This window comes from Pseudonocardia sp. ICBG601 (assembly GCF_020496245.1).
The window spans coordinates 58,259-69,987 of record NZ_JAHLJA010000152.1 but is presented as its reverse complement, the minus strand read 5'-3'; the positions used below and the strand labels follow the sequence as shown (position 1 = coordinate 69,987).

The following is an 11,729-nucleotide window of genomic DNA, read 5'->3' as shown; positions in this document are numbered from 1 at the left end:
GGACCGCACGGTAGCGGCGACCCCCGACAGTGACGGGTGGACCCCTCTACCAGGAGGACACGCGGTAGTTCTTCAGGAACACTCCGTGCAGGTCCTCGCCGGCCTCCCCGGCGACGATCGGGTGGTAGACCCGGGCGGCGCCGTCGGCGAGGTCGAGCGGGGCGTGGAACCCCTCCTCGGCCAGGCGCAGCTTCATCGGGTGCGGACGCTCGTCGGTGATCCAGCCGGTGTCCACCGCGGTCATCAGGATCCGGTCGGTCGCGAACATCTCGCCCGCGCTGGTGCGGGTCAGCATGTTCAGCGCGGCCTTGGCCATGTTCGTGTGCGGGTGCCCGGGCCCCTTGTAGCCGCGTCCGAACACGCCCTCCATCGCCGAGACGTTCACGACGTACTTGTTGCGGGCGCTCGACGCCGCCATCGCCGGGCGCAGCCGCGAGACCAGCACGAACGGCGCCGTCTGGTTGCACAGCTGCACCTCGAGCAGCTCGAGCGGGTCCACGTGCTGGACGTGGTCGACCCAGCTGTTGACCGCCGCGGTGTCGGGCAGCAGCCCGCCCGCGTCGACCGCGGTGCCGGCGGCCATCCGCTCCGGCGACGCCGAACGGGCCGTCGTCGCCAGCGCGGCCAGGTCGCGCCCGCCCGGGACCGCGCCGGCCAGCAGGAGCGGGTGCTCGCGCGAGGCGCTGGTGAACGACACGATCTCCGGCAGCTCGCCCGCGGGCAGCTCCTCGTGCTCGGCGGCCTCCAGCGCGGAGTACGAACCGGGGGAGCGGCGCACCGTCTGCGCGGCGTTGTTGACCAGGATGTCCAGCGGTCCCGCGGCGGCGACCTCGTCGGCGACGGCGACGACCTGGCCCGGGTCACGCAGGTCCACCCCGATCACCCGCAGCCGGTGCAGCCACTCGGCCGAGTCGGGCAGCGCGGCGAAGCGGCGGGCGGCGTCGCGCGGGAAACGGGTGGTGATGGTGAGGTGCGCGCCGTCGCGCAGCAGCCGCAGCGCGATGTACATCCCGATCTTGGCGCGGCCGCCGGTGAGCAGCGCGCGGCGCCCGGACAGGTCGGTGCGGGCGTCGCGGTGGGCGCGGTGCGCGGCGGCGCAGTCCTGGCACAGCTGGTGGTAGAAGGCGTCGACGACGGTGTAGCGCGTCTTGCAGACGTAGCAGCCGCGGGCGCGGTGCAGCGTCCCCGCGGTCGCGCCGGGGGTGTTCGACACCAGCGGGATGCCGGCGGTCTCGTCGTCGATGCGCCCGGCCGCGCCGGTCGCGGTGGCGGCGGTGACGGCCTCGTCGGAGGACCTCTCGGCCTGCCGCTTCTCGGCGCGGCGCCGCAGCCGCACCGACTTCCAGATCCCCGCGGTCGCCCGCCGGACGACCACGGCGTCGGGGTGTTCGGGTGGCAGCTCGTCGACCTGCGCCAGTACCTTCAGCGCGGTCGCGAGCTCGTCCGGGTCGATGCCGGGGCTGGACACCGGGACACTCCTGGGATCGGTGGTCGGGGGACGGGCGTCGAGTCTAGGGAGCCCGTACGAGTGCTCCGGGGCTCGACCCCAGCTCGGCCTTGACCATCGCACCGAACGCGCTGGGTGTGGCGTACCCCGCGGCGTGCGCCACACCGGCGAGCGGACGGCCGTCGGCGAGCTCGGCCAGGGCCGCGACCAGCCGGGCCCGGCGCCGCCAGGCCGCCACGCCGAGCCCGGTGCCCTCACGGAACCGGCGCTCCACGGTCCGCCGGCCGGCTCCGCAGCCCCGGCACAGCGCGTCGACCCCGGCCGGGTCGCCCGGCGCGGCGAGGATGCGCTCCGCGACCCGGCGCGCGGCCGGGTCGGTGGGCAGTGTCAGCAGCAGCGGGGTCATCGTCGTGGCCGCGGCGAGCTCGCGCTCGGTCAGGTCCAGCAGGGCCGCGGCGGCCCGGTCGTCGTCCGGGTACAGCGGCGCGCGGGCGACCGCGGCCAGCAGCAGCTCGCGCAGCAGGGGGACCACCCGGACCACCCGCGCCGGACCGGGCCGGGCCCCGCGCAGGTACAGGGTGCGCAGCCGGACCGTCGCGACCGCCCGGACCCGGTGCGGCACCCCGGCCGGGACCTCGACGGCGGCACCCGGTGGCACGAACCAGGAGGCGTCGGGCAGCTCGAGGGTCATCGCACCGGTGGTGGTGAGCAGCACCTGGTGCCAGCCCGGCGGCTGCGGGGGCACGATCGTGCCGGCCGGGTGGGTCACCGCGTAGCTGCGGACGGGCGGATCCTGTCGCACACGCGACAGGATCGGTCGTGACGGCGACGGAGCGCCAGTGCCCGCCGGGCCAGACTCCGTTCCATGACGACGCCGACGACACCGACGACCCCGCCCATCGGCACGGTCGCCCACATCGCGATCAACTCCGACGACACCGACGCGAGCCGCGCCTTCTACGGGGCCGTGCTCGGCTGGCGGTTCGAGCCGTGGGGCCCGCCGGAGTTCTTCCGGGTGCACACCGACCGCGGGCGGGACCCGGGGCCGTTCGCGGCCCTGCAGCACCGGCGGGTGTTCGACGGCGGCGTGGCCGCCCCCGTGGAGATCACTGTCGCCGTCGACGACGTGGCGGCCGGCCTGGCCGCGGCCGTCTCGGCGGGCGGCCGGGTGCTGATGGAGCCGACGACGATCGCCGGTGTCGGTGAGCTGGCGTTCGTCGCGGACCCGTCCGGGGTCCCGGTCGGGCTGATGCGCTACGACCCCGCCGCCGGTTGACGGTCCCGCTCAGGACGCCAGCGGCTGCGCGAGCCCGACCTCCTCGGCCATCTCGGTGAGGACGGCGATGTTCAGCTCGAAGGCGTGCACCGCCTCGGCGAGCAGCCGGTCGCGCTGCGCCGGGGTCCAGGCCGCGTCGTCGAGCAGCGCGCGGTAGCGGGTCCGGAACGCCGACGGGCTGCCGAGGGCCGTGAAGTCGTAGAACAGCCGTCCGGGGCCGTCGATGCCGTAGGTGCGCTGCAGGATCTTCCCGACGATCTGGCCGCCGGCCAGGTCACCCAGGTAGCGGGTGTAGTGGTGGGCCACGAACAGTGCGGGGTCGGTCGCGGCCTCGCGCAGCCGCGCCTCGTAGGCCGCGGTGGAGGGCAGGACCCGCGGGACCCCGCCGCCGAGGGCGTCGAGGTCGGCGTGCAGGGCGGGCACCCGGCGCAGCTCGTCGATCACGAACGGGGCCGCGACCGGGTCGGCGGCCAGGGCGTCCCCGGCCTCCTCCAGCGCGGTGTAGATCGCGATGTACTGCTCGGCGAGCAGGGTGTAGGCGTCCAGCGGCAGGGCGCCGTCGAGCAGCGCGCCCATGTACGACGAGTGATGTGCCCGCTCGTGCACCGCCCAGGTGGCCTGGCGGAGATCGGCGGACAGCGTGCCCGTGATGGGGGTCGTGGCGTCCATCGGCCCTCCCGTGACGTGACGTCTGGTGCAACGGCACGGCGCCGGATCTGACACCGTGTCAGATCACGATGGTAGGGCCCCGACGCGGGTAAGGCTAGCCTCAGTCGCGCGCAACCGTCGAGACCGCTCGCAGCACGGCCGCGACCGCCGTCCCGATCGAGGCGTCGAGCTCCGCCGGGTCGACGTCGACGATCCGCCTGCTCGACAGCGCCCCCGCCACGACGGCGGCGAGCACCCGGGGGTCGTCGTCGACCATGCAGCCCTGCGCCGCGCCCTCGCGCAGCACCGCCACCAACCGGTCCCCGATGGGGTCGGCGTGCGCGGCGATCCGGCGGTAGGCGGCCGGGTCGAGGGCGCCGGCCAGCGCCTGGCCGGGCGGGAGGTGGAACTCGGCGAGGCGGCGCAGCTGCAGCCGGGCGAAGGCGGCGAGCCGTTCGCGGGGGTCCGCTGCCTCGGCGAGCGCGGCGTCGAGCTCGGCGACGTAGCGCTCCGCCTCGTGCTCGACGAACGCGACGAGCAGGGCCTGGCGGTCGGGGAAGTGGTTGTAGAGCGCCGAGCGCCCCACTCCGGCGGCCGCGGCGACCCCGGACAGGGTCACCGTGTCGAAGCCGCGTTCGTAGAGCTGCACGCGCAGGGCGTCGAACACCCGCTCGCGCACCTGCTCGCGGTGCGTCGCCAGCGAGCCCAGGACCTTCGGCACGCGGGCCAGTGTAGGCCCGCGTGCCGGTCGGCCCGGAACCTCAGAGCTGCGCTAGCACCGACTCGACGCCGGAGATCTCGACGGTCGGCGGGACCGGCTCGACGCCGATCCAGCGCACGACGCCGTCGGTGATGATCGCGGCGTAGCGCTGCGAGCGGGTGCCGAGGCCGAACTTCGACCCGTCCATGTCCAGACCGGCGGCCTTGGCGAAGTCGCCGTTGCCGTCGGCGAGCATGAGCACCGCGTCGCCGGCGCCGCGGGACTCGGCCCAGGCCTCCAGGACGAACGCGTCGTTGACCGAGGTGCAGGCCACGGTGTCGACGCCCTTGGCCTTGAGCTCGTCGCGGCGCAGGACGTAGCCGGGCAGGTGGGTGTCGGAGCAGGCCGGGGTGAACGCGCCGGGCACACCGAACAGCACGACCGTGCCGGTGCCGAGCACCGAGGCGCTCTGCACGGGCTTCGGGCCCTCGGCGGACGGGGTCATCAGGGTGACGTCGGGGATCTGGTCACCGGCGGCGAGAGCCACGGGTTCCTCCTGGTGCTGCGGGGTGGAGCGGTCGGGACCGACCCTAGTCCGCCACCGCCCCGCCCGGCCCCGCGCCGTCGTCACACCCCGCCCTGGCATCCGGCACCGCCGCACAGGTTCGGGCGCCGCCGCACAGGTTCGGACCCGTGCGGCGCGTACGGAACCCGTGCGGCGCCGGGGCGGCGGTCGCGATCGTGAACGGGATGGGCCGGATCGGGCGTGGTGGGGGCGGGGAACGGGTTCGGTGGGGGCATGGACGGACCCCTCCCGGCACACGGTGTCCGGTTCCGTGCGGACCTGCGGGCGGCCGGCGTCGACGACGGCGAGATCGGCCGGGCGCTGCGTCGCGGAGAGCTCGTACCGATCCGCCGGGGCGTCTACCTCGACCACGGCGACCCGGCACTCGTCGACGCCCGCGTCCGGCACCGGGCCGCGGCCGGTGCGGCGCTCGAACGCCTCGGCCCCGGCGCCTACGCCAGCCACGTGTCCGCGCTCGTCCTGCTCGGCATCGCCTTCTGGGACCTGCCTCTGGACCGCGTCCACGTCACGCGTGACCGCTCCCACGGTGGTCGTCGCACCCGGGACCTGCACGTCCACCCGTCCTCGCTGCCGCTGGAGCACCGTGGGCGAGCCGGCGGGCTCCCCGTGACCGGCCCGGCCAGGACCGTCGTCGACATCGCGCGGAGCTGCGGCGTCGAGCGCGGGCTGGTCGTCGCCGACCGCGCACTGGCGCAGCGGTCCGGGAACCGACCGCCGCCGACGACGCCGGAGGCGCTCGCCCGGGTGGCGTCCGGTGTGGCGGGCCGGACCGGCATGCCGCTGGTCCGGCGCGTCCTGGCGTTCGCCGACGGCCGCTCGGAGAGCGTCGGGGAGACGCGCAGCAGGCTCGCGATCGCCGTCGCCGGGCTCCCCGCACCGGTCCTCCAGTGGCCCGTGGAGGTGGACGGCCGGCGGCACCGGACCGACTTCGCGTGGCCGGAGCACCGGGTGGTCGGGGAGTTCGACGGCCGGATCAAGTACGGCCGATCGGCGGGCCCGGGCCAGGACCCGGCGCAGGTGCTGTGGGAGGAGAAGCTGCGCGAGGACCGCATCCGGGCCGCCGGGTTCGTCGTCGTCCGCTGGACCTGGTCCGACCTGACCCCCTTCACCGCGACCGCCTCCCGCCTGCGCGCGGCACTCGGTCGCTGACGACACCGGCGCCGCACACGTCGTGGACGCGCCGCACAGGACAGAACCTGTGCGGCGGCGACACGACCTGTGCGGCGCCGGCTCGGAGTGGGGCGGACGGTCAGTGGCAGCTCTTCGGCGCCGGCGGGACGTCGAGGGTGGGGTTGCGGTCGAAGAACCCGGCGGGCTTCAGGACGAAGCCGGTGTAGTCGACCGGCATGACCGGCCAGTCCTCCGGCCGCGGGAAGTGGGTCAGCCCGAACGTGTGCCACAGCACGACGTCCTGGCCGTCGAGGTCGCGGTCCGCGGCCACCCAGGACGGCAGCCCGTCCCCACCCGGGTTCTGGTTGACGAAGTCACCGGCCGGGTAGCGCTGCGCCGGGTCGTAGCGGGTCACCCACAGCGCCTTCGAGGCGAACGTCGCCCGCGCGTGGATCGACGACGCCGGGTCCGCCAGCAGGGTGGGCTGCCCGTGCGGGTGCAGGACGTAGCCGACCGGCCGTCCCAGCGCGTTGGTCTTCTCGGTGTTCACCACGTGCCAGACCCGCCCGGACCCCGGGTCGGCGTCCCGCTGGGCCTGCGACTCCGAGGTCAGCCGGGTCGCCGAGCGGGCGAACGCGTTGCCGTAGGCGTTGCCCTCGCCCATCGGCACGCGGACCGCCTCGACCTCCTCGACGGCGTTGGCCGTGCCGTCGACGGTCATGTCCAGCCGCGCGGAGAACAGGTGCTGGTGGAACGGCGCACCCAGGCCGGGCGCGACCTCGGTGGCGTGCTCGCCGGGCGTGCCGGAGGTGAACACGATGCCGGTCGCCTTGCACTCCAGCTCGATGGTGCCGTCGAGGTAGAGGTACCAGTAGAAGCCGTAGTCGTAGTTGCCGATCGGGGTGAAGAACGAGATCACCAGGCGACGCTGGCGGCGCACCTCACGGGCGCCGGTGAAGATGTCGGTGTGCTTCCAGAGGACGCCGTGGTCCTCCTCGTGCATGCAGATGGCGTTGCTGATCGTGCGCGGGTTGCCCAGGTCGTCGGCGACGACCGCGTCGAGGTAGTGGATGTCGCCGAGGCAGTCGCAGCCCAGCTGCAGGGAGTCGGCGTAGCGGGCGAACATGTACTCGCCGCAGTCGAAGTAGTTCTGCCAGAACCGCACCGGCGCCGGGTCGGCGTAGGGCACGACCATCTCCGCGACCGAGGCGCGGTAGCAGATCGGGCGGTCGTCGAAGGCGATCTGGTGCAGGGTCAGGCCCTCGCGCTCGTTGAACCCGACGCGCAGGTCCCACTTGCCCCAGCGGACCCGGCCGTCCTCGACGGTGAACGAGCGTCCCTCGGGCTGGGTGATCTCGATCGGCTTGAGCGAGGTCATGTGCTCGCCCTGCACGGCCGGGTCGTCGAAGTTGCCGCTGGTCGCGGGCACCGGCACGACACCGGTGTCGATCACCCGGTCGACCGTGCGGGCGGTGAGGTCGACGTAGGCGACGAGCCCGTCGACGGGGTGCGCCCAGGCGTGGTCGGCCTCGTGGTCCTGGCGGAACCCGAAGGCGCGGGCGAGCCGGCGGCCCTTCTCCCCGGGGATGTCGTAGACGCCGGCCGAGAGCGGCACGGCGCGCACCGAGGCGGGTTCCAGCCCGCGCTTCTCCAGCGCGGCGAGCCAGTCCGGTGAGGCGTTCAGGACGTCCTCGATGAACTCGAACTCCGAGTCGATGATCGGCGGCTGCCCCTCCCGCTCGGGCTCCAGCTCGCGGCAGGAGACCAGCTCACGACGGGCGACCGAGACGACCGTGTCGTGGGAGCGGCCGGTGCCCAGGTCCAGCAGCACCGCGCGGAAGCAGCGGTCGGTGTCGGCGCCGTCGGAGTGGGCGAGGACCTCGGACTTCGGCGGCTCCTCGGGGGCGAAGAACGCGAAGCGGACGTTCTCCTCGAGCAGCCCGGCCGCGGCGAGGACCTCGCGGACGACGGTGACCTCGGCCTCCGTGGTCGGGGCCAGCGGGTGGCTCGCGGTGGTGCGCGGCTCCTGGACGGCGGTCATCGGGTCTCCTCCTGGAGGTCGGTTCCGGCGGTGTCGTGCCCGGTGTCGTTCCCGGTGACGCTTCCGGGCGCGTCGAGCGAGGGCAAGGTTTCGGGGCGGGCACCCGTGAATCGGGTCAGGACCGTTCCGAGTACGAACGCGGCGACCAGGACCCCGCCGATGGCGGTGGCCAGCGCGGGGGAGCCGCCGATGAGCGTCGGGAAGTTCGCGACGGTCAGCCACAGGCAGACCAGCAGACCGGCCAGCCCGAGCGCCGGGGCCAGGACGGTGTGCCAGAACCGGGTGTCGACGCGCGAGCGGCGGAAGTACACGAGCACCGCGGCGCAGGTCAGCGCCATCAGCGCGAGCACCCCGAGGGTCGCGGTCCCGGCCATCCAGGCGAACACCTGCGTCACCGGGTCCATCCCGGTCACCGCGAACACCGCGATCAGCGCCAGCGCGGTGCCCGACTGGGCCGCCGACGCGGCGTGCGGCGACGCGTGCCGGGCGTGGCTGCGGCCCAGCGCGGCGGGCATCGAACCGGCGTTGCCGAGGGCGAACAGGTAGCGCGAGAGCACGTTGTGGAACGACAGCAGCGCCGCGAACAGGCTCGTGACCAGCAGGACCTGGGCCAGGTCACCGCCGACGGGGCCGAGCACCGCGGTGATCGTCGTGACGATCATGTTCCCGGGGTCCTCGGTCGCGCGGGCCACGGCGCCGTCGTCGCCCCAGGCGGAGACGACCGCCCACGACGACAGCGTGTAGAACGCGCCGATCAGCACGAGGGCCAGGTAGGTCGCGCGGGGGATGGTGCGCTCGGGGTCGCGGGCCTCGTCGCGGAACACCGCGGTGGCCTCGAACCCGATGAACGACGCGATCGCGAACATGATCGCGATGCCGAGCGAGCCGGACAGGAACTGCGACGGCACGAACAGCGCCGTCGAGCGGCCGGAGCCGAGCCCGCCGGTCGCGGCGACGACGGCGTCGAACACCAGCACGATCGCGACCTCGGCGACCAGCAGCGTGCCCAGGACCTTGCCGGACAGCTCGATGTGGCGGTAGCCGAGCACCCCGGCGACGACGAGCGCCACGGCCGCGTAGAGGTACCAGGGCAGGGCGGGCCCGCCGTAGTGCTGCACCAGCGCGTCGACGGTCGCGCCCAGGTAGCCGTACACCGCGGCCTGCACCGCGGTGTAGGTGACCAGCGCGAGGAAGGCCGACCCCAGGCCCGGCGCGGCACCGAGCCCGCGGGCGACGTAGGCGTAGAACGCGCCGGCGCCCGGCACGTGCCGCGACATCGCGCAGAAGCCCACCGCGAACAGCAGCAGCACCACCGCGCACAGCACGAACGTCATCGGGAACGCGGCACCGTTGCCCGCGGCCAGTCCCAGCGGCACCGTCCCGGCGACGACGGTCAGCGGCGCGGCCGCGGCGACCACCATGAACACGATCGACCCGGCGCCCAGCGTCCCGCGCAGACGGTGCCGGTCCGCGGGCTCCGGGGACGGCGACGGTGGTGACGGGCGGGGCGCGGGTGCGCTCACGGTTCCTCCTGGCGGTCGAGGCGGACGTCGGGTGCCGGGACGGTGGCCGGTGTCGCGGACCGTGCACAACGCCGGATCCCGTGTGGTGCGAATCACCGGCCGTGGTGTTCCCGCACTGCGGGAACGGCGCCGGAGTTTTTCTCGTTCGACCCGTCGTCGCTGGTCATGGCGTCGACATGGGGAGCTAGTGTCCGCGGGCGAGGATCACCGGTGAGGGCGGGGAGGGGGCGTCGTGACGTCGTTGCGTGACCGGTCACCGGTGCACGGTCTGGCCCGGCGACGGCTGGGCCCGGCCGACGTCGCGGCCCAGTCGATCGCCGGATCGGCACCCTCGGCGGCGATGGCGGCCACCCCGGTGATCGTCGCGGGCATGGCCGGAGCGGGGACGGTGTGGTCGTTCGTCGTCGCCGGCGTGCTCGCGCTGCTCGTCGCCGCCTCGGTCTCCCGGTTCACCCGCCGGATGGCGGCACCCGGCGGGATCTACACGCTGACCGCGCAGGGCCTCGGCGCCGGACCGGCGTTCGCGGCCGGGATCGCGACGCTGGCCGGGTACCTGCTGCTGTGCGGCGCGGCGATCGCGGGTGCCGTGGCCTACCTCGGGTCGCTGTGCGGGCCGTGGGCGACCGGGCCGCTCGCGTCGGCACTGCTTGCCGTCGCGGTCGGCGCGGTGGTGACCGCGCTGGTCGTGCGCGGGGTACGCCCCGCGGCACGGGTGGTGCTGCTGGTGGAGGCGGTGGCGGTCGCGGTGCTGGTCGGGGTGTTCGTGGTGCTGCTCGTCGGCGGCCCGCTGCCCGGCTCCGGCGCGCCCGCCCCGCCCGCCGGCCCGGGGGCGGTCGCCGCGGGCGTGGTGCCCGCGCTCGCGGCGTTCATCGGGTTCGAGGTGGCGACCTCGCTCGGGGCCGAGGCCCGGCGCCCGTTCCGGTCGGTGCCGCGCGCGGTCACGGCGACCGCGGCGGTGACCGCGGTGCTCTACGTCTTCGCGGCCGCGGTGCAGGTCGCCGGGTTCGCCGCCGTGCCGGGCGGGCTCGCCGGGCAGACCCAGCCGGTGCAGGTCCTCGCCGTCGCGCGCGGCTGGTCCTGGATCCCCCCGCTGCTCGACGCCGCCCTCGTCCTGTCCTTCCTCGCCTGCGCGGTCGCGACGGTCACCGCGCTGACGCGGGTGCTGTTCGCCCTGGCCCGCGACGGCGTCGTGCCCCGCCCGCTGGGGCGCACCCACCGCCGGTTCCGCACCCCGCACGTCGCCGTCGGGCTCGGGGCACCCGCGGCGACGCTCGCGGTCGCCGTCCCGGTCGGGCTGGGCGTCCCGATCGGGACGGTGCTCGCCGCGCTGCTCGGCGTCGCGACGGTCGGGTTCCTCGTCGGCTACGCGCTGGTCTGCCTGGCCGCGCCGGTGTTCCTGCGCCGCATCGGCGAGCTCACCCCGGCCGCGGTCGCGACGGCGGTGGTGGCCGTCCCGTCGCTGGTCGCGGCCCTGGTCGCGTTCGTCGTCGCCGCCCCGGCCACCGGGATCGCGCTCGCCGTCGCGCTCGCGGCCGGTGCGGTGTGGGCCGTGGTGCTGCGCCGCCGCGGGCGGCTGCACGACCTGGGCGTCTACGACGAGACCGTCGCCTCCGACGTCTGGGGGCGGGCCCGGTGACGGTCGACCCGGCGCCGATCAGCGGACGCCAGCCACGGGCCGTGCGGACCGCGCTCGCGGTGCTCGAGGAGGTCGTCGCGGCCGGGCCCGGGGTCACCGCCAAGGAGATCTCGACGGCGCTGCGGCTGCCCCCGGCGACCACCTACCGGGTGCTGAACCTGCTCGTCGGCGAGGAGTACCTGGTCCGGCTGCCCGACCTGCGCGGCTTCGCGCTCGGGCGCCGCGCCGCGCGGCTGTCCCCGGTCGCGGTCCCGCGGCTGCCGACCGCCGCGCGCACCGTCGTCGACCACCTGCGCGGCCGGGTCCGCTGGGGCGTGCACCTGGCGATCTTCGACGGCGCCCGGCTGCAGGTCCTCGACCCGGACCCGGACCACCCGCCCAGCGACGCCGACCTGCTCGCCCGGCTGCCCCAGGCCTCCGCGCTGGGCAGGCTGCTGCTCGCCGAGCAGCCCGACTGGCGGGCCCTGGTCCGCGACCTGCGCCCGGTCACCGACCGCACCGTCACCGACCCGGACGCGCTCGACGCCGTCCTCGACGCCGTCCGCCGCGACGGCCTGGCCGCCCAGACCGGTCAGCTGCGCCCGGACCGCGGGTGCCTGGCCGTACCGGTCCGTTCGCCCGCGGACGGGGCGCTCGTCGCCGGGCTCGCGCTGTCCGGCCCGGCGACCCGGGTCGCCGACCCGGACCCCGAGCTGGTCACCCTGCTGCGCGAGCACGCCACGACGCTGGGGCCGCTGCTCGGCTGAGCCACCGCGCCGGTCA

At 75.3% G+C, this 11,729-nt stretch carries 11 protein-coding genes; 4 read left to right on the top strand and 7 right to left on the bottom strand.

Annotated elements, in window-relative coordinates:
• Positions 1-46 precede the first annotated feature (46 nt).
• Together KPL57_RS50610 and KPL57_RS70875 are read right to left on the bottom strand one after the other, a co-directional pair.
• Positions 47-1,468, bottom strand: a complete 1,422-nt coding sequence (locus tag KPL57_RS50610; protein ID WP_226357574.1) for an SDR family NAD(P)-dependent oxidoreductase — start codon at positions 1,466-1,468, stop codon at positions 47-49.
• Positions 1,469-1,511: 43 nt separating this feature from the next.
• Positions 1,512-2,249, bottom strand: coding sequence for a helix-turn-helix domain-containing protein (locus KPL57_RS70875; protein WP_226357573.1), 738 nt, complete (start codon positions 2,247-2,249; stop codon positions 1,512-1,514).
• Positions 2,250-2,312: 63 nt separating this feature from the next.
• Between KPL57_RS70875 and KPL57_RS50600 the strand changes: the two genes are divergently transcribed.
• On the top strand, positions 2,313-2,723 hold the full coding sequence (locus KPL57_RS50600; RefSeq protein ID WP_226357572.1) for a VOC family protein: 411 nt from the start codon (positions 2,313-2,315) through the stop codon (positions 2,721-2,723).
• Between the two features lie 9 nt (positions 2,724-2,732).
• Here KPL57_RS50600 and KPL57_RS50595 read toward each other — a convergent pair whose 3' ends face one another.
• The 3 genes from KPL57_RS50595 to KPL57_RS50585 form a co-directional block, all read right to left on the bottom strand.
• Positions 2,733-3,392 (bottom strand): heme oxygenase (biliverdin-producing), encoded by a 660-nt coding sequence (locus KPL57_RS50595; protein WP_226357571.1) that lies wholly within the window; start codon positions 3,390-3,392, stop codon positions 2,733-2,735.
• Positions 3,393-3,492: 100 nt separating this feature from the next.
• On the bottom strand, positions 3,493-4,092 hold the full coding sequence (locus KPL57_RS50590) for a TetR/AcrR family transcriptional regulator (RefSeq protein ID WP_226357570.1): 600 nt from the start codon (positions 4,090-4,092) through the stop codon (positions 3,493-3,495).
• 40 nt (positions 4,093-4,132) lie between these two features.
• Positions 4,133-4,618: a peroxiredoxin gene (locus KPL57_RS50585; protein WP_062395851.1), complete on the bottom strand. Its 486-nt coding sequence runs from the start codon at positions 4,616-4,618 to the stop codon at positions 4,133-4,135.
• A gap of 252 nt (positions 4,619-4,870) precedes the next feature.
• On the opposite strand from KPL57_RS50585, the gene KPL57_RS50580 reads away from it, so the two are divergent.
• Complete coding sequence (locus KPL57_RS50580; RefSeq protein WP_226357569.1) at positions 4,871-5,806, top strand: type IV toxin-antitoxin system AbiEi family antitoxin domain-containing protein; 936 nt, start codon at positions 4,871-4,873, stop codon at positions 5,804-5,806.
• A gap of 100 nt (positions 5,807-5,906) precedes the next feature.
• On the opposite strand, the gene KPL57_RS50575 is transcribed toward KPL57_RS50580, so the two are convergent.
• Positions 5,907-7,808, bottom strand: coding sequence for a primary-amine oxidase (locus KPL57_RS50575; RefSeq protein WP_226357568.1), 1,902 nt, complete (start codon positions 7,806-7,808; stop codon positions 5,907-5,909).
• Complete coding sequence (locus KPL57_RS50570; RefSeq protein WP_226357567.1) at positions 7,805-9,331, bottom strand: APC family permease; 1,527 nt, start codon at positions 9,329-9,331, stop codon at positions 7,805-7,807. Before KPL57_RS50570 ends, KPL57_RS50575 begins: the two co-directional genes overlap by 4 nt.
• A gap of 232 nt (positions 9,332-9,563) precedes the next feature.
• On the opposite strand from KPL57_RS50570, the gene KPL57_RS50565 reads away from it, so the two are divergent.
• Both KPL57_RS50565 and KPL57_RS50560 read left to right on the top strand, forming a co-directional pair.
• Positions 9,564-10,967, top strand: a complete 1,404-nt coding sequence (locus KPL57_RS50565) for an APC family permease (RefSeq protein ID WP_226357566.1) — start codon at positions 9,564-9,566, stop codon at positions 10,965-10,967.
• Positions 10,964-11,713 (top strand): IclR family transcriptional regulator, encoded by a 750-nt coding sequence (locus KPL57_RS50560; RefSeq protein ID WP_226357565.1) that lies wholly within the window; start codon positions 10,964-10,966, stop codon positions 11,711-11,713. The genes KPL57_RS50565 and KPL57_RS50560 overlap by 4 nt, the downstream gene beginning before the upstream one ends.
• Positions 11,714-11,729 lie beyond the last annotated feature (16 nt).